Below are 18,225 nucleotides of genomic sequence, written 5' to 3'. Positions count from 1 at the left end.
GTTGATTCTGCGGGTGCAGGGCTGCAAGCCCTGCCGACCCCTAGAACGGAGCCGCGGACTCGAACGCGAGCGCCTCGCCCGTCAGCGGATGCGTGAACCGCAGGCTGCGCGCATGCAGGTGCACGCGCTGCGCCGGTGCCGCGTCATACAGCACGTCGCCAACAATCGGATGGCCAATACTGGCCATGTGCAACCGCAGCTGATGGCTGCGGCCGGTGATCGGTTCCAACGCCACGCGCGTGCGCCGCGCTTCAACATCGCGCACCAGCACGCGCCAACGCGTCAGCGCCGGCTTGCCACGCTCATGGTCGACCATCTGCTTCGGCCGGCTCGGCCAGTCCACGATCAGCGGCAGGTCCACTTCACCGGCATCGCTTTCGATCACACCCTGCACGACGGCTTCATACCGCTTGCCAACCCGGCGCTGCTCGAACTGCATCGACAACGCCGCCTGCATGTCCTTGCCACGCGCATGCAGCAGCAGTCCGGAAGTCACCTGGTCCAGGCGGTGCACGGTCAACGCATCCGGGTACAGCGACTGCAGGCGCGCGACGACGCAGTCCTGGTTCTCGGCGCTGCGGCCGGGCACGGACAGCAGGCCGGCGGGCTTTTCAGCCACCAGCAGCGCGTCGTCGATGTAGTGCAGGTGGATCATGCGGTTCCAGGAATTCCAAATGAAAACGGGGAAGCCGAAGCCTCCCCGTTTTCTGCGTACCGACCAGCGGTCGGTACCTACCTTGATGCAAGACGTACCGACCGGAGCCGGTACCGCCTGCATCAGCCCAGCAGGTGGGCGACGCCGGCGCGCTCTTCTTCCAGCTCGGCCAGGGTCTTGTCGATGTACTTCTGGCTGAAGTCGTCGATCGGCAGATCCTTGACCAGGGTGTACTTGCCGTTCTCGGTGGTCACCGCGAAACCGAAGATCACGCCTTCCGGAATGCCGTAGGAACCGTCGGACGGCACGCCCATCGTGACCCACTTGCCGTTGCTGCCCAGCACCCAGTCACGCACGTGGTCGATGGCGGCATTGGCGGCCGAAGCGGCCGAGGACGAGCCACGGGCTTCGATGATCGCCGCGCCGCGCTTGCCGACGGTCGGGATGAACGTGTTGGCGTTCCACTCCTGGTCGTTGATCGCATCGGCGATCGAGGCGCCGTCGGCGGTGGCGAAACGGTAGTCCGGGTACATGGTCGGGCTGTGGTTGCCCCACACGACCAGCTTCTCCATGCCACCGACCGGCTTGCCGAGCTTGGCCGACAGCTGGCTCAGCGCGCGGTTGTGGTCCAGGCGCAGCATGGCGGTGAAGTTTTCCGGCTTCAGGTCCGGGGCCGACTTCATCGCGATGTAGGCGTTGGTGTTGGCCGGGTTGCCGACCACCAGCACCTTCACGTCGCGGCTGGCGACCTTGTTCAGCGCCGCGCCCTGGGCGGTGAAGATCTTGGCGTTTTCCAGCAGCAGGTCCTTGCGCTCCATGCCCGGGCCACGCGGACGTGCGCCGACCAACAGAGCGATGTCGGCGTCCTTGAACGCGACTTCGGCGTCATCGGTGCCAACCATGCCGGCCAGCAGCGGGAACGCGCAGTCTTCCAGCTCCATCATCACGCCCTTCAGGGCGGCCTGGGCCTTGTCGACCGGCAGTTCCAGCAGCTGCAGGATGACGGGCTGGTCCTTGCCCAGCATTTCGCCGGAGGCGATGCGGAACAGCAGGGCATAACCGATCTGGCCGGCGGCGCCGGTCACGGCAACACGAACGGGTGCTTTCATGGGGGTTTCCTCTTGCTTGCAAGCGTTTGATGGGACGCCGCGGGCATGGCCACGCAGGCCGGGCAGGCGGCGGGGAACAGGGAAACGGCCACCCGTGGGTGGCCGTTTCGAAGGGGGTCAGGCGGCGAGGTGCTTGTTCCACTCCGCGACGCGGTCGGCCTGGGCGGCCAGCACGGCGTCGACGTCGCCTTCAAGGGTGATCGAATGGATCACGTCGCCCTGCTTGACCGAATCGACGATGGCCTGGCCTTCCAGGACCTTGCCGAAGACGGTGTGGCGGCCGTCCAGCCAATCGGTCTTGATGTGGGTGATGAAGAACTGGCTGCCGTTGGTGTTCGGGCCGGCGTTGGCCATCGACAGCGAGCCGACCTCGTGCTTCACGCCATTCTTCTCGTCTTCGAACTTGTAGCCCGGGCCGCCGGTGCCACGACCCTGCGGGCAGCCGCCCTGGATCATGAAGTCGGCGATCACGCGGTGGAAGATCAGGCCGTCATAGAAGCCGTGCTTGACCAGGTTCACGAAGTTGGCCACGGTCAGCGGCGCCTTGTCGGCGAACAGCTCGACCTTGATCGGGCCCTGGGTGGTGTCGAAAGTGGCGATGAGGGACATGAAGATCCTTGGTGCAAAGGGGAATGCGTCTAGCCACCTAGTTTACACCTGCCTCGTGGCGGCGGTGCCTTCGACCATCGGTGGAGCCCCCGCCTTCAGCCAGCGGAAGGTGAGCCGGGGGCCCCGTCCTGGCGACCTCGGCCGAAGCGGCGGACAGCCAGCTGAATGGGCCGCTGGGCCGGCGTGAAATCCACCTTTTCGCGAATCGTCAAGTTCGACGTATAATGTTGGACTTCTTTTTCCAAATCCGGCGCCGACTGGCCCCCTTTCGTATGTCCATCGAAAATCTTCGCAACATCGCCATCGTCGCCCACGTCGACCATGGCAAGACCACCCTGGTCGACCAGCTGCTGAAGCAGTCCGGCACCCTGTCCGAGCGCACCGTCCTCGCCGAGCGCGTGATGGACAGCAACGACCAGGAAAAGGAACGCGGCATCACCATCCTGGCCAAGAACACCGCCATCACCTGGGAAGACAAGAAGACCGGCATCAAGAACCGGATCAACATCGTCGATACCCCGGCCACGCCGACTTCGGCGGTGAGGTCGAGCGCGTGCTGTCGATGGTCGACACCGTGCTGATCCTGGTTGATGCGATGGACGGCCCGATGCCGCAGACCCGCTTCGTGACCCAGAAGGCCTTCGCGATGGGCTTCAAGCCGATCGTCGTGGTCAACAAGGTCGACCGTCCGGGCGCCCGTCCGGAGTGGGTGATCGACCAGGTCTTCGACCTGTTCGACAAGCTCGGTGCCACCAACGAGCAGCTGGATTTCCCGATCGTCTACGCCTCGGGCCTGAACGGCTACGCGGGCCTGGAAGACACCGTGCGCGACGGCGACATGACCCCGCTGTACGAAGCGATCATGCAGCACGCGCCGAAGCCGGAAGTGGACCCGGAAGGCCCGTTCCAGATGCGCATCAGCCAGCTGGACTACAACAACTTCGTGGGCGTGATCGGCATCGGCCGCATCCAGCGCGGCACCCTGAAGAAGAACATGCAGGTCGCGGTCATTGACCGTGAAGGCAAGAAGCGCAACGGCAAGGTGCTGCAGGTGCTGGGCTTCATGGGCCTGGAGCGCATCGAGCAGGATTCGGCCGAGGCCGGCGACATCGTGGCCATCTCCGGCATCCAGGAGCTGACCATCTCCGACACCATCTGCGCACCGGACTTCCCGGAAGCCCTGCCTGCGCTGACCGTCGACGAGCCGACCATCTCGATGACCTTCCAGGTGAACAATTCGCCGTTCGCCGGCAACAAGGACCTGTCCGGTGGCAAGTTCCTGACCAGCCGCCAGATCAAGGACCGCCTGGACCGTGAAAAGGTCCACAACGTGGCCCTGAAGGTCGAGCAGCTGGAAGACGCCGACAAGTTCCTGGTCTCCGGCCGTGGCGAACTGCACCTGTCGGTGCTGATCGAGAACATGCGCCGCGAAGGCTACGAGCTGGCTGTGTCGCGCCCGGAAGTGATCATCAAGGAAATCGACGGCCAGCTGATGGAGCCGATCGAGCAGCTGGTGGTGGACATCGAAGAAATCCACCAGGGCGGCGTGATGGAAAAGCTGGGCACCCGCAAGGGCCAGTTGAAGAACATGGAATCGGACGGCAAGGGCCGCGTGCGCCTGGAGTACCAGATCCCGGCCCGTGGCCTGATCGGCTTCCAGAACGAGTTCAAGACCCTGACCCAGGGTTCGGGCCTGCTGTTCCACGTGTTCGACCACTACGGCCCGAAGGAACAGGGCGCCATCGCCAAGCGCATCAACGGCGTGATGATCGCCAATGCGCCGGGCGTCACCCGGCCTACTCGCTGGGTCCGCTGCAGGAACGCGGCAAGCTCTTCGCTGCCGAAGGCGACAACGTGTATGAAGGTCAGCTGGTCGGCATCCACTCCAAGGACAACGACCTGACCGTCAACGCGATCAAGACCAAGCCGCTGACCAACATGCGCGCTTCGGGCAAGGACGATGCGATCCAGCTGACCCCGGCGATCAAGTACTCGCTGGAACAGGCCCTGGACTTCATCGAAGACGATGAGCTGGTCGAGATCACCCCGAAGGAGATCCGCCTGCGCAAGAAGTTCCTGACCGAAAGCGATCGCAAGAAGGCTTCGCGCGGCGGCTGAGCCTGCACCCCGTGAACCAGAGCGGCTACAACCCGGATCCACACCGGCATCCGGGCCTGCACGTCATCGCCCTGCTCGAAGCGAGCAAGGCGATGCTGGCGCTGTTGGCCGCCACCGGGCTGGAAGTGCTCGGACCGCAGCCGCTTCGGCACGGCATCATGGTCCTGATCCGGCGTTTCAGCCTGGATCCGGACCATGGCACCCTGCCCTCGCTGCTGCATATGATCAGCCCCGACGCGGTCCACCTGGCCGCGGCGGGGATGATCGGCTACGGCCTGCTGCACCTGGTCGAAGCCTGGGGCCTGTGGCGGGCCAAGGCCTGGGCCTCCTGGCTGGGCTGCCTGACTGCCTCGCTGTACCTGCCCTTCGACATCTTCGCGATCATCCGCCACCCCGGCTGGCCGTCGTGGACGATCCTGGCGATCAACCTGATCGTGGTCTACGTTCTCGCCCGCGACCTGCGCAAGCGCCACCGCTGAGCACCGGCTACACTGGGGATTGGAGCCGACCAAGCCGCCCCATGCGCCCGTCCTTGCCGCCTCTGCTGACCTGCCTGCTCGCCGCGCTGCCTGCGCTGCTTTCGGCTGGCTGCAGCCCGGCCACGCCCAGCGCGCATGCGGCCGAACCTGCGAGCCGCAACGTGCCGTTCCCGTACGCTGAAACCGATGTTGCCGACCTGCAGGCGCGGATGACCGCCGGTGAACTGGACAGCACCACCCTGACCCAGGCCTACCTGCAGCGGATCGCCGCCCTGGATCGGGCCGGCCCCCGCCTGCGCGCGGTGATCGAGCTCAACCCCGATGCCCTGAAGGAAGCCGCGGCGCGCGACCGCGAGCGCCGCGATGGACGCCTGCGTGGCCCGCTGCACGGCATCCCGGTACTGCTGAAGGACAACATCAACGCGGCGCCGATGGCCACCAGTGCCGGCTCTCTGGCCCTGCAGGGGCTCCGCCCTGACGATGCGTATCTGGTGCGGCGCCTGCGCGAGGCCGGGGCCGTGGTGCTGGGCAAGACCAATCTCAGCGAATGGGCCAATTTCCGCGGCAACGATTCGGTGTCCGGCTGGAGCGCGCGCGGCGGCCAGACCCGCAATCCCTATCGCCTCAGCCACTCGCCTTGCGGCTCCAGCAGCGGCAGCGCGGTAGCGGTCGCCGCCAACCTGGCCAGCGTGGCGATCGGCACCGAAACCGACGGCAGCATCGTCTGCCCTGCGGCGATCAATGGCATCGTCGGCCTCAAGCCGACCGTCGGCCTGGTCAGCCGCGATGGGATCATCCCGATTTCCTTCAGCCAGGACACTGCGGGGCCGATGACACGCAGCGTCGCCGACGCTGCGGCCGTACTGACCGCAATTGCCGGCCGCGATGATGCCGACCCGGCCACCGCAACCATGCCCGGCCGTGCGGTGTACGACTACACCGCGCGGCTGGATCCGCAGGGACTGCGTGGCAAGCGCATCGGCCTGCTGCAGACGCCGCTGCTGAAATACCGCGGCATGCCGCCACTGATCGAACACGCCGCCACCGAGCTGCGCCGGGCCGGTGCCGTCGTGGTGCCGGTGGAACTGCCCAACCAGGGCGCCTGGGCCGACGCCGAACGCAAGGTACTGCTGTACGAGTTCAAGGCCGGGCTGGAGCGTTACTTCAGCGCCCACCGCGCTCCCCTGCACAGCCTGGCCGAATTGATCGCCTTCAACCGGGCGCACAGCAAGCAGGAACTGGGCCTGTTCGGCCAGGAACTGCTGGTAGAGGCCGACGCCACCGCCGGCCTGGCTGACCCCGCCTACATCCGCGCACGCAGCGATGCGCGCCGGTTGGCGGGCCCGGAAGGCATCGATGCGGCCCTCGCCGCCCACCAGCTCGACGCCCTGGTCGCGCCGACCACCGGCGTTGCGTGGCCGATCCGCAGCGAAGGCGACGACTTCCCCGGCGAGAGCTACAGTGCCGCCGCCGTCGCCGGCTATCCCAGCCTCAGCGTGCCGATGGGCCAGATCGATGGCCTGCCGGTCGGCCTGCTGTTCATGGGCACCGCCTGGAGCGAACCGAAGCTGATCGAAATGGCGTACGCCTACGAACAGCGCACCCGCGCGCGGCGGCCACCGCATTTCGGCACCGACACGCTGATCGACGCCGGCGAGCCCTGATCCGGTAGTGCCGGCCGCTGGCCGGCGCTACCGCTCGGGTTCCGGCTCCATCGGCACGATTGCCGCCTCACCGTCTTCAGCCCCCGGCGAACGCACATCTGCAGTACGTGCGCGTGGACCACGCGGCATGTCCAGCTCGTCAGCATGCTGCAGCCGCGCGCGCAGCTGCGGCAGCGACTGCGGATGCTCACGTGCGAGGAAATCGAGCATGCGCTCGCGTACCAGGCAACGCAGGTCGAACGCGTCGCCGGAGCTGCGCGCACTCACCAGCAGGCGCACCTGGATCGCGCGCTCGCTGGTTTCGGTCACCTGGGTCACGCAGACCCGGCCATCCCACAACGCTTCGCCCCGGCAGATGCGCTCCAGTTCAGCACGGATCGCCGCAATCGGGGCACGATAATCCAGCCACAGGAAGGCTGTGCCGAGCAGGTCAGCGCTACGCCGCGTCCAGTTCTGGAAGGGGTTCTCGATGAACCAGGTCAACGGCACCACCATCCTCCGCTCGTCCCAGATGCGTACCACCACGTAGCTGCTGCCGATCTCCTCGATGCGTCCCCACTCGCCCTCGACGATCACCACATCGTCCAGCCGGATCGGCTGGGTCACTGCAATCTGCAGGCCAGCGATCAGGTTGCCGAACACTGGCTTTGCGGCGATACCGGCCACCAGGCCGATGAGGCCCGCCGAGGCCAGCAGCGCGGTGCCGATCTTCTGCACCATGGGGAAGGTCAGCAGCACCAGCGAAGTGCCCAGCACGATGATGCCGCCCATCAGCACGCGGCTGAGCACCCGCGTCTGGGTCTGGATGCGGCGCGCTTCCAGATTATCGGAGACATCGATGGGATGGCTGCGCAGGATGGCCCGCTCACCCGCTGCCACTGCGCGTACCAGCAACCAGATGAAGCAGGCGGTCAGTGCGATATGCAGCACCCGTTGCAGGTTGCCCAGAAGGGGATCCTGCAGCGGCGTGGCCTGCAACGCAGGAATCAACAGCAGCAGCGGCCATGCGGTGGCCATTGGCAGCCCGAGCACACGCCCGATGCGCGCGCGCCGCCGATCACGCCCTTTCAGCCGATGATAGATCCACAGGATCAGCCACGCGCCGATGCCGCCCACCAATGCGGCCAAACCCAATGGCCATGCATAGGCCTGCATGTGCTCCCAAGGCACTCTTGCCACCTCCACGTGAAAGCGTGAACGGACAGCCTCGCGCATGGCACATGAGCGTCACGTCAGCCGTTCGTAAGGAGGGTGTTGATCGGCAGGGCTTGCAGCCTGCACCTGCGGTAGTGCCGGCCGCTGGCCGGCAACCTCAACAGCAACAGCCGAAGCAGAAGCGGGTTTGCTGTGGGATGGCGGGGTGGGTCCGGTTGCGGGCGGCGCTGCAAGTACCCCTCCGGGGCCCGGCCCAGCCGCTGGCGGCTGTGCGTTCGGGCGCTTGCGAAGCAGTGCTTCGCAAGCAAAGCGCCCTCACCCATGTAAGCTCGGTCGCCGCATCCATGCGGCTCACGCCCCCGCAACCGGACCCACCCCGCCTACGACAGATCTCCGCGATCTGCAGTAGATCCACGCCATGCGTGGATGAATCTCCATCGGAATCGAATATTTCGAATTGGATTCCAAAAGCATCCACGCATCGCGTGGATCTACCGTGTCGACCAAGGTCGACACCTACCAGCAGCCGAGTGAACCTGTCGAAGGTGGGGCGGTGTCGGGGTGCGGGGTGTCAGCCGCATGGATGCGGCTGCCAAGCCTACAAGGACGTACTTGCGGCGTCCCCGCACTCCGACACCGTCCCGCCAACCCACGGATAGCCCGCTTTTGACGTTGACGTTGACGTTGCTCTGGCTCGTAGCAGGTGCAGGGCTGCAAGCCCTGCCGAAAAATCCTTACCGCACCAGCTCCTGCTTGCGCACGATCGCCATCGCGATCTCCAGCGACTGCTCGTAGTTCAACCGCGGGTCCACCGTCGAACGATACGCACGCTCCAGGTCGCGCTCGGTCAGTTCGCGCGCGCCGCCGATGCACTCGGTCACGTCCTCGCCGGTCAGTTCCAGATGCACACCGCCCAGGCGCGTACCGGCGGCCGCATGCAGATCGAACGACATCTCCACCTCGCCACGCACGTTGTCGAAGCGGCGTGTCTTGAAACCGTTGGCGGTGCTTTCGGTATTGCCATGCATCGCATCGCACACCCACAGCACGCGGCGACCATCACGCTTGACCGCGTCCAGCAGCGGCGGCAGTTTCTCTGCGATCTGCGTTGCGCCCATCCGGTGGATGAAGCTCAGGCGGCCCGGCTCGTCATGTGGGTTGAGCACATCGATCAGGCGCAGCAGCTGGTCCGGCGTCACCGACGGGCCCACCTTGATCGCAATCGGATTGCGCACGCCACGCAGGTACTCCACGTGCGCGCCATCGAGCGCGGCCGTGCGCATGCCGATCCACGGGTAATGCGTACTCAGGTTCAACCAGCCCTGCTGGCGCGGCACCTGGCGGGTCAACGCCTGCTCGTAGGGCAGCAGCAGCGCTTCGTGCGACGTGTAGAAGTCGATGCGGTTGAGGTTGTGCACGCGGGCCCCGGCCAGGGTCTCCATGAAGTGCACCGCATCGCCGATCGAGGCCACCATCTTCTGGTACTCGGCCGCCAGCGGCGAGTGGCTTACCCACTCCAGGTTCCAGTATTCGGGGTGGTGCAGGTCGGCGAAACCGCCGTCGATCAGCGCACGCACGAAGTTCATCGTCATCGCCGAATGCGCGTGGGCCTGCAGCATCCGCTTCGGGTCCGGCAGGCGTGCTGCCTCGGTGAAGGCCGGCGCGTTGATCACATCGCCGCGGTAGCTGGGCAGGGTCACGCCGTCGCGGGTCTCGGTGTCGGCCGAGCGCGGCTTGGCGTACTGGCCGGCGAAGCGGCCCACGCGGATCACCGGCTGGCGCAGGCCGTGCACCAGCACCAGGCTCATCTGCAGCAACACCTTCAATCGGTTGGAAATGGTGCCCGATTCGCAGTCGCTGAAATTCTCGGCACAGTCGCCGCCCTGCAGCAGGAAGCGCTTGCCTTCCTGGGCCTCGGCCAGCTGCTGCTTCAACGCCAGGATCTCCCACGAGGTGACCAGCGGCGGCAGCCGCTTCAGCTCGTGCAGAGCGGCGTCCAACGCCACCGGGTCCGGGTAGGTCGGCATCTGCAGCGCGGTCTTGCCACGCCAGCTCTCCGGCGACCAGGCAGCGCCAGCGGTGGTCGCGTCGGAATCGGAGGCGGGCGGAACGGCGGACAGGCTCATTGCAGACTTCCGGGGTGGGGGCGGCCATGGTCGCAGAGCCAGCCGCTGACGCAAAGGCCCACCCCACCGCCCCGGCCACCTGAACGGCAGGGAAAGGCCAACGCCAGCAGCCAGATCCGGCATGGCCAGCCGCACGGGACAGGCGCATGATTTGTTACGGAGTAACACTTGCACGTCATGGACCGGCCCCTTCCACGCCCAGCCGCCCCCTCTCTCACCATGAAGCCCTCGCCCCTCGCTACCGGTATTACCTTCGCCCTGGCCTTGGCCAGCCTGCCCGCCTTCGCCGCAACGACCGACGACACCTCTTCCTCCGTCAAGGATCTGGACGCAGTCACTGTCCACGCCCAGCTCGACCAGGCCCGCAACGCGCTGTCGCCGGACATCGGCAGCAGCCAGTACCAGATCACCGCCGAGGACATCCAGAAGCAGCCGCTGGGTGCCTCCGCGCCGCTCAGCCAGGTACTGCTGCAGGCCCCGGGCGTGGTCCAGGATTCCTATGGCGGCGTGCACGTGCGCGGCGACCACGCCAATCTGCAGTACCGCATCAATGGCGTACTGCTGCCCGAATCGATCTCCGGCTTCGGCCAGACACTGGATGCCCGCACCGTCAAGAGCATCCGCCTGATGGATGGCGCGCTGCCGGCGCAGTTCGGCGAGCGCACCGCTGCAGTGGTCGACATCACCACCCGCAATGGTGCCGAGCTCGGCAATGGCGGCAGCGCCGGTCTGACCGCAGGCTCGTTCGGCAAGATCAATCCGAATGCCTCGTGGTGGGGCAACCAGGGGCGATGGAGCTGGTTCCTGACTGGCAACTACGACCAGAACGAGGTTGGCCTGGAAAACCCGACCCGCTCGCGCAAGCCGCTGCACGACGACACCCACCAGGGCAAAGCGTTCGCTGACCTCACCTACCTGGTCAACGAGAACACCCGCCTGAGCGTGTTCGCCGGCTTCGCCAACAACCGCTTCCAGATCCCGGTCAACCCCGGGCAGACCCCGCAGTTCGGTTACCTGGACACCACCACCTTCGACTCCAGCCAGCTGGATGAAACCCAGCGCGAAACCACCCGCTTCGGCATGCTGGTGCTGCAGGGCGCGCTGGGCAGCACCGCCTACCAGCTGTCCGCCGGGCAGCGCTACAGCGATGTGGCGTTCAACCCGGATGTCATCGGCGACCTGGTATTCAGTGGCGTCGCCTCGCAGGTGCAGCGCAGCAACCGCGCCAACACGCTGCAGGCCGATTTCTCCACCCCGCTGGGCAACGACCACACGCTGCGCTATGGCCTGTACGGCAACTACGAGAACGCGCGGGCCAGCAACAGCAGCTGGGTGTTCCCGGTCGATGACGCCGGCCAGCAGTCCAGCACCACGCCGCTGCTGATACCTGACCGCAGTGCCTTCCATGCCAGCACGCTGGCGTTGTACGTGCAGGATGAATGGAAGATCGGCGACGACTGGACCGTCAACTACGGCCTGCGCGGCGATCGCTACAAGGCCTTTGGCCACACCGAGGGCCAGCTCAGCCCCCGCCTGGGCGTGGCCTGGAATGCCAGCGACAGCACCACCGTGCATGCCGGCTATTCGCGTTACTTCACGCCGCCGGCCAGTGAGCTGATCGCCAGCAGCGATATCGCGCTGTACGACGGCACCACCAACCAGCAGCCGAGCGGCGGCAACAACACGCCACTGGGCGAGCGCAGTGACTACTACGACATCGGCGTATCGCATCAGCTGGGCGAACACCTGACCCTGGGCTTGGACGCGTACGACCGCCGTGTTGCGCGCCTGCAGGACGAAGGCCAGTTTGGTGCCGCCTACATCTATTCGACGTTCAACTACCGCCGCGGCCATATCCGTGGCCTGGAGTTCAGTGCCGACTACAGCAACGGTCCGTTCAGCGCTTACGTCAACGCGGCGTACAACAAGGCCATCGGCACCCAGGTCATCACCAGCCAGTACAACCTCGATCCAGAAGCGCTGGCCTATGTGGCCAACCACTGGATCCACCTCGACCACGACCAGAAGCTGACCTCATCGGGCGGCTTCAGCTACGCCTTCGCCGGCCACAACCGGGTCGGCGCCAACTACGTGTTCGGTAGCGGCCTGCGTTCGGACATCGAGGGCGTGCCCAACGGCGGCGAGCTGCCATCCTACCTGCAGGTGAACCTCAGCGCCGGGCATGACTTCAATGCCGACAGTGGCCATCCGCTGCATGTGCAGCTGGCCGTGATCAACGCATTGGATCGCAGCTACCAGCTGCGCGATGGCGGCGGTGTTGGCGTGTTCGCGCCGCAGTGGGGGCCGCGCCGTGGCGCCTACCTGAGCCTGCAGCAGGATTTCTGAGAACGGACCGTGGTAGTGCCGGCCGCTGGCCGGCATCTACGGGAACGCTGCCATCGTTCATGCGGTTGCCGGCCAGCGGCCGGCACTACCCTGCGTTCAGCGCTTGACCTTGCGCAGCGACACCACCAGCGCCCACAGCGCCAGCAGCACGAACCACACGCCCGACCACATCGGCATTGTCAGGCCCAGGAACGTCCAGTCGATATTGCCGCAGTTGCCGGTACCGGTCAGCACCGTGCGGAACACTTCCAGCGGCCCCATGGTCTCGCGCAGGAAGCTCAGCGGCGGGCCGCAGGTCGCCCCCATCTCCGGTGGCAGCATCTGCACGTAGACGTGGCGCGCAGCGATGCCTACGCCGACCGCGGCGGCAATGAAGGCGAGCACGCCGTAGGTTGCCCGGCCAGAACGGTTGGAGGGCCCGTGCAGTGCACCGATCAGGAACAGCAGGCCCAGCGCGGCGAACGCCAGCCGCTGGAAGATGCACAGCGGGCACGGCTCCAGGCCCATCTTCAGCTGCAGGAAGATCGCGTAGCCCAGCAGGCCGGCGCAGATCAGGAAGCCCAGGAAGAACTGGGCGCGGAAGGGCCAGCGCAGTGGATTCATCGTCAACGCTCGAATGGATCAGGCGCCAAGCGTAACCGAGAGTGCATGCCATTCGAACCGCCACAGGTGACGCCTGTCGGAACGGTGCGGGTCAAATCCCGCAGAAACGCAAAAGCCCGGCAGAGGCCGGGCTTTCGCTGTGTCGCATTGGAGCGGTCCGATTACTCGGCCACTTCCTCGGCCACGACCGGACGGTCAACCAGCTCGACGTAGGCCATCGGCGCGTTGTCGCCAGCGCGGAAGCCGCACTTCAGCAGGCGCAGGTAGCCGCCCGGACGGTTCGCGTAGCGCGGGCCCAGGATGGTGAACAGGTTGCCCACGGCTTCGTTGTCGCGCAGGCGGGCGAAAGCCAGACGGCGGTTGGCGACGGAATCGACCTTGGCCAGGGTGATCAGCGGCTCGGCAACGCGGCGCAGTTCCTTGGCCTTCGGCAGGGTGGTCTTGATCAGCTCGTGCTTGAACAGCGAGGCGGCCATGTTCTTGAACATCGCTTCGCGGTGGGCGCTGGTACGGCTGAACTTACGGCCAGACTTCTGGTGACGCATGGTGATATTCCTTGGTTAATGATGAGGCTGTGTGGATCGTTGTCGCCATCCTGGCGTTGCTGCGCGGACTGCGGATGGTCCTGGCCGCCCGTCCTGGACGACCTGCCCGCGAACCTGCGGTTCGTCGTGGCATGGTGTGGTGCGTTGAAGGCCCCACCGCGAACGGTGGAGCCTTCAGGTATTACCGATATCAGCCCAGCATGCCGTGGCTGGCGACGCCGGCCGGCGGCCAGTTCTCCAGCTTCATGCCGAGCGACAGGCCGCGCTGAGCCAGCACTTCCTTGATCTCGGTGAGCGACTTCTTGCCCAGGTTCGGGGTCTTCAGCAGCTCCACTTCGGTCTTCTGGATCAGATCGCCGATGTAGTAGATGCTTTCAGCCTTCAGGCAGTTGGCCGAACGCACGGTCAGCTCCAGATCGTCGATCGGGCGCAGCAGCACCGGATCCACGCCGTTGTTGGCCGGCTTGGCCGCACCGCGGTCGCGGTGGGTGAAGTCACCGAACACCGACAGCTGGTCGCTGAGGATGTCGGCGGCGGTGCGCACGGCTTCCTCGGCATCGATGGTGCCGTTGGTCTCGATATCGATGACCAGCTTGTCCAGGTCGGTGCGCTGTTCGACACGCGCCGCTTCCACGGCATAGGCGACACGGCGAACCGGCGAGAACGAGGCATCCAGGACCAGACGGCCGATGGCACGGGTTTCTTCGTCCGGACGACGACGCGCGGCAGCCGGCTGGTAGCCGAAACCACGTTCGATCTTCAGACGCATGTTGATTGCCGTGTCCTTGGTCAGGTGGCAGATCACATGGTCGCCGTTCAGGATCTCCACATTGTGGTCGACCTTGATGTCGGCAGCGGTGACAACGCCCGGGCCCTGCTTGGACAGGGACAGGGTGGCGCTGTCGCCGGAGTGCATACGGATGGCCACATCCTTCAGGTTGAGCAGGACTTCGAGGACGTCCTCCTGCAGACCTTCGACCGTGGTGTACTCATGCAACACGCCGTCGATTTCGACTTCCGTGATGGCGAAGCCCGGGATGGACGACAGCAGCACGCGACGCAGGGCGTTGCCCAGCGTATGCCCGTAACCCCGCTCCAAAGGTTCGATAACGACCTTTGCACGGGTGTCGGTAAGGCGTTCGATCTGCGGACCGCGAGGACGCAGAACCTGGTTGGCGGTAACCGTCATGTTGCGGGTTCTCCTAGTGAACCCCCGGCCGTCGCCGGGGGCTCTCCAATGTGAATTACTTCGAATACAGCTCGACGATCAGCGCTTCGTTGATGTCCGCAGGCAGATCCGAACGATCCGGAACAGCCTTGAAGATGCCGGTGAACTTGCCGGAATCCACTTCAACCCACGACGGGCTCAGGTCATGCTGGGCGGCGACGGTCAGGGCTTCCTGGACGCGCAGCTGCTTGGCAGCCTTTTCGGACAGAGCGATGGCGTCGCCAGCCTTGACCTGGTACGAAGCCAGGTTGACCGACTTGCCATTCACGGTGACGCCGCGGTGCGACACCAGCTGACGGGCAGCCGGACGGGTCACGGCGAAGCCCATGCGGTAGACGACGTTGTCCAGGCGGGTTTCCAGCAGCTGCAGCAGGTTCTCGCCGGTGTTGCCCTTCTTGGTCGAGGCCTTCTTGTAGTAGTTGCGGAACTGACGCTCCAGCAGGCCGTAGATACGCTTGACCTTCTGCTTTTCACGCAGCTGGGTGGCGTAGTCGGACAGCTTGCCCTTGCGGGCAGTGGCGCCGTGCTGGCCGGGCTTCTGCTCCAGCTTGCACTTGGAGTCCAGCGCACGCGCCGGGCTCTTCAGGGACAGGTCGGCGCCTTCGCGGCGGGCGAGCTTACAGGTAGGACCGATATAACGAGCCATTTCTTATCGCTCCCTTTAGACGCGACGCTTCTTCGGCGGACGGCACCCGTTGTGCGGGATGGGCGTCACGTCGATGATGTTGGTGATCTTGTAGCCGACGTTGTTCAGCGAACGCACGGCCGACTCACGGCCCGGACCCGGGCCCTTGATGCGGACTTCCAGCGACTTCACGCCGTAGTCCAGCGCAGCACGACCGGCCTTTTCAGCAGCCACCTGGGCAGCGAACGGGGTCGACTTGCGCGAACCGCGGAAGCCAGCGCCACCGGAGGTCGCCCACGACAGAGCGTTGCCCTGGCGGTCGGTGATGGTGACGATGGTGTTGTTGAACGAAGCGTGGACGTGGGCAACGCCGTCGGTGACGACGCGCTTGATCTTCTTCTTGGTCTTAGCAGCGGGCTTAGCCATTTCTCAGTCCCTTACTTCTTGATCGCCTTGCGCGGACCCTTGCGGGTGCGGGCGTTGGTACGGGTGCGCTGGCCACGCAGCGGGAGGCCACGACGGTGACGCAGGCCGCGGTAGCAGCCCAGGTCCATCAGGCGCTTGATCGCGATGCCGATCTCACGGCGCAGATCGCCTTCCACGATGTACTTGCCGACTTCGGCGCGCAGGCGCTCGATTTCCGGCTCCGACAGATCGCGGATCTTGGTGGTCGAAGCAACGCCTGCGACTTCGCAGACCTTCTTCGAACGGGTACGGCCGATGCCGTAAATGCTTTGCAACCCGACCCAGACGTGCTTCTGGGCTGGCAGGTTGACGCCTGCAATACGCGCCATGACGCGGTTCTCCAGCTGAGTGATGGCCGACAGCGCGCCTCGGGCACGCCAATCCGGCAGGATGGATCAAAAAAGTGAACTAGCGATACTAACAAGGTTCCGGTTTACATGGAAGCCCGTGAAACCATTGGTTTCATGAACCCGGCCTGGGGAGTGTGCCCAGGCTCCGGCGCCGGATGGGGTTGGACCTGGGGTTTCCCCCGGGACCGCCCGCGCTACTCCAGCGCGGGACCACCTCATCACACCCCCACCCGGAACCGCTGCGGGGGCCGCCCTTCGTTTGTGTGGCCGGAGTCCGCGAAGCGGAGGGACCATCACGTCAGGAAGACGAAAGTATAACAGGCCTATCAGCCGCGGGCAAAACCGCCGCGGTTGCCGCCCTTCAGGTTGGCCTTCTTCAGCAGGCTCTCGTACTGATGGGACATCAGGTGTGCCTGCACCTGGGCGATGAAGTCCATCACCACCACCACCACGATCAGCAGCGACGTGCCACCGAAGTAGAACGAGGCATTCAGCTGCGTGCGCATCAGTTCCGGCAGCAGGCAGACGATCACCAGGTAGGCCGAGCCGGCCGCGGTCAGGCGGGTCAGCACGCCGTCGATGTAGTCGGCGGTGGCCTTGCCCGGACGGATGCCCGGAATCAAAGCGCCCGACTTCTTCAGGTTGTCGGCGGTTTCCTGCGAATTGAACACCAGCGCGGTATAGAAGAACGCGAAACCGGTGATCAGCGCAGCGAACACGATCATGTGCAGCGGCTCGCCCGGGCCCAGGGCATTGGCGACCTTCTGCAGGACCTGGCCGAAGCTGCTCTGGTTGGCAGCCTGGCCGGACCACATGGCCAGGGTGGCCGGGAAGGCCAGCAGGCTCGAGGCGAAGATCGCCGGGATGACGCCGGCCATGTTGAGCTTCAGCGGCAGGAACGAGGTCTGGTTCATGTACGCGTTGCGACCGCCCTGGCGGCGCGCGTAATTGACCGTGATCCGGCGCTGGCCACGCTCCACGAACACCACGAAGAAGGTGAAGGCGAGTACGACGATGGCGATCAGCAGGAGCTGGATGAACTGGATGTTGCCGTCGCGGTAGGCGTCGAAGGTGTGGATGACCGCACCCGGCAGACCGGCGACGATACCGGCGAAGATGATCAGCGACACGCCGTTGCCGATACCGCGTTCGGTGACCTGCTCACCGACCCACATCAGGAACATGGTGCCGGCAGTCAGTGCGACCACCGCGGTGAGCACGAAGCCCATGCCGGGGGCGTACACGACCGGAGCGCCCGACGGCGAAACCTGGCCCTGCAGGGCCAGCGCGATCGAACCGCCCTGCACCACTGCCAGCAGCACGGCGCCGATGCGCGAATACTGGGTGATCTTGCGGCGGCCGGACTCACCTTCCTTCTGCATCGCCTTCAGGGCGGGGAAGATGTGCACGGCCAGCTGCATCACGATCGATGCCGAGATGTACGGCATCACGTTCAGCGCAAAGATGCTGAAACGGTGCAGGGCGCCGCCCGAGAACATGTTGAACATGTCCACGATGCCGCCGCCCTGCTGTTGCATCATGGCAAGCATGGCATCGGGATTGACGCCCGGCACCGGCACGTAGCAGCCGATGCGATAGACGATCAAAGCCCCGACGACGAACAGCAAACGTTGGCGAAGTTCAGTGAACTTGCCCATTCCGCCCGCGAGGTTACCGATGCCAGCTTGCGCCATGATTTTCTTACTCCGTTACGCTGCCGCCGGCAGCTTCGATCGCAGCCTTGGCACCAGCCGTGGCAGCAATACCCTTCAGGGTGAACGCCTTGGTCACTTCGCCCTTGACGACGACCTTGGCCTTCTTGGCAGTGCTCGGGACCAGCTTGGCAGCACGCAGGGCGGCGAAGTCGATCTCACCGGCCGGCAGCTTGTCCAGCGCGTACAGCAGCACTTCAGCGGTGTCCTTGGCGATCGGCGAACGGAAGCCGATCTTCGGCAGACGACGCTGCATGGGGGTCTGGCCGCCTTCGAAGCCAGCCTTGATCTTGCCGCCACCCTTGCGGGCGAACGAACCCTTGTGGCCGCGGCCGGCAGTCTTGCCCAGGCCCGAGCCGATACCGCGGCCGACGCGGGTGCGCTCGGTGCGGGCGCCCGGTGCCGGGCTCAGTTCATTGAGACGCAGAGTCATGGT

At 65.5% G+C, this 18,225-nt stretch carries 16 protein-coding genes and 1 pseudogene; 4 read left to right on the top strand and 13 right to left on the bottom strand.

The genetic code is table 11. The features are described 5' to 3' along the window. Positions 1-40: 40 nt before the first annotated feature. The 3 genes from DL544_RS04040 to DL544_RS04030 form a co-directional block, all read right to left on the bottom strand. A complete protein-coding gene (locus DL544_RS04040) occupies positions 41-655 on the bottom strand; it encodes an RluA family pseudouridine synthase (RefSeq protein ID WP_139726765.1) in 615 nt (204 codons plus the stop codon). 122 nt (positions 656-777) lie between these two features. Then, positions 778-1,764: a malate dehydrogenase gene (locus DL544_RS04035; RefSeq protein WP_005415428.1), complete on the bottom strand. Its 987-nt coding sequence runs from the start codon at positions 1,762-1,764 to the stop codon at positions 778-780. A 117-nt stretch (positions 1,765-1,881) separates the two neighbouring features. Then, complete coding sequence (locus tag DL544_RS04030) at positions 1,882-2,373, bottom strand: peptidylprolyl isomerase (RefSeq protein WP_005408225.1); 492 nt, start codon at positions 2,371-2,373, stop codon at positions 1,882-1,884. A 272-nt stretch (positions 2,374-2,645) separates the two neighbouring features. On the opposite strand from DL544_RS04030, the pseudogene typA reads away from it, so the two are divergent. From typA to DL544_RS04015, 3 genes and pseudogenes are all read left to right on the top strand, one after another. Then, positions 2,646-4,491, top strand: a pseudogene (gene typA / locus DL544_RS04025) (translational GTPase TypA). 11 nt (positions 4,492-4,502) lie between these two features. Next, entirely contained in the window at positions 4,503-4,970 is a 468-nt protein-coding gene (locus tag DL544_RS04020; protein ID WP_005415426.1) for a DUF2127 domain-containing protein, read from the top strand. A 41-nt stretch (positions 4,971-5,011) separates the two neighbouring features. Next, entirely contained in the window at positions 5,012-6,634 is a 1,623-nt protein-coding gene (locus DL544_RS04015) for an amidase (RefSeq protein WP_095377054.1), read from the top strand. Between the two features lie 27 nt (positions 6,635-6,661). On the opposite strand, the gene DL544_RS04010 is transcribed toward DL544_RS04015, so the two are convergent. Next, a complete protein-coding gene (locus DL544_RS04010; protein WP_176556897.1) occupies positions 6,662-7,849 on the bottom strand; it encodes a mechanosensitive ion channel family protein in 1,188 nt (395 codons plus the stop codon). A 674-nt stretch (positions 7,850-8,523) separates the two neighbouring features. Next, the gene (locus tag DL544_RS04005; protein ID WP_005415423.1) at positions 8,524-9,915 is read right to left on the bottom strand and encodes a class II 3-deoxy-7-phosphoheptulonate synthase; all 1,392 of its coding nucleotides are present in this window, start codon (positions 9,913-9,915) and stop codon (positions 8,524-8,526) included. 219 nt (positions 9,916-10,134) lie between these two features. Here DL544_RS04005 and DL544_RS04000 point away from each other — a divergent pair, with 219 nt between their 5' ends. After that, a complete protein-coding gene (locus DL544_RS04000) occupies positions 10,135-12,261 on the top strand; it encodes a TonB-dependent receptor (protein ID WP_139726763.1) in 2,127 nt (708 codons plus the stop codon). 96 nt (positions 12,262-12,357) lie between these two features. Here DL544_RS04000 and DL544_RS03995 read toward each other — a convergent pair whose 3' ends face one another. The 8 genes from DL544_RS03995 to rplO form a co-directional block, all read right to left on the bottom strand. Beyond that, positions 12,358-12,864 carry a disulfide bond formation protein B gene (locus DL544_RS03995; RefSeq protein ID WP_065186362.1) on the bottom strand — a complete coding sequence of 169 codons (507 nt, stop codon included), beginning with the start codon at positions 12,862-12,864 and terminating at the stop codon, positions 12,358-12,360. A 161-nt stretch (positions 12,865-13,025) separates the two neighbouring features. Next, a complete protein-coding gene (gene rplQ, locus DL544_RS03990) occupies positions 13,026-13,409 on the bottom strand; it encodes a 50S ribosomal protein L17 (protein WP_005408217.1) in 384 nt (127 codons plus the stop codon). Positions 13,410-13,599: 190 nt separating this feature from the next. Continuing rightward, positions 13,600-14,598 (bottom strand): DNA-directed RNA polymerase subunit alpha, encoded by a 999-nt coding sequence (locus tag DL544_RS03985; RefSeq protein ID WP_005408216.1) that lies wholly within the window; start codon positions 14,596-14,598, stop codon positions 13,600-13,602. Between the two features lie 55 nt (positions 14,599-14,653). Further along, positions 14,654-15,283 (bottom strand): 30S ribosomal protein S4, encoded by a 630-nt coding sequence (gene rpsD, locus DL544_RS03980; RefSeq protein ID WP_004145446.1) that lies wholly within the window; start codon positions 15,281-15,283, stop codon positions 14,654-14,656. A gap of 15 nt (positions 15,284-15,298) precedes the next feature. Continuing rightward, a complete protein-coding gene (gene rpsK / locus DL544_RS03975; protein ID WP_004145443.1) occupies positions 15,299-15,688 on the bottom strand; it encodes a 30S ribosomal protein S11 in 390 nt (129 codons plus the stop codon). A gap of 11 nt (positions 15,689-15,699) precedes the next feature. Next, complete coding sequence (rpsM, locus tag DL544_RS03970) at positions 15,700-16,056, bottom strand: 30S ribosomal protein S13 (protein ID WP_004154500.1); 357 nt, start codon at positions 16,054-16,056, stop codon at positions 15,700-15,702. Positions 16,057-16,403: 347 nt separating this feature from the next. Then, complete coding sequence (gene secY, locus DL544_RS03965; RefSeq protein ID WP_005415420.1) at positions 16,404-17,771, bottom strand: preprotein translocase subunit SecY; 1,368 nt, start codon at positions 17,769-17,771, stop codon at positions 16,404-16,406. Positions 17,772-17,778: 7 nt separating this feature from the next. Further along, on the bottom strand, positions 17,779-18,222 hold the full coding sequence (rplO, locus tag DL544_RS03960; protein WP_004154498.1) for a 50S ribosomal protein L15: 444 nt from the start codon (positions 18,220-18,222) through the stop codon (positions 17,779-17,781). Positions 18,223-18,225 lie beyond the last annotated feature (3 nt).

Source organism: Stenotrophomonas sp. pho (assembly GCF_006228405.1).
GTDB classification, from domain to species: Bacteria; Pseudomonadota; Gammaproteobacteria; order Xanthomonadales; family Xanthomonadaceae; genus Stenotrophomonas; species Stenotrophomonas sepilia.
Note: the sequence above shows the minus strand (reverse complement) of the source record. Positions and strands in the feature narration are given on the sequence as shown.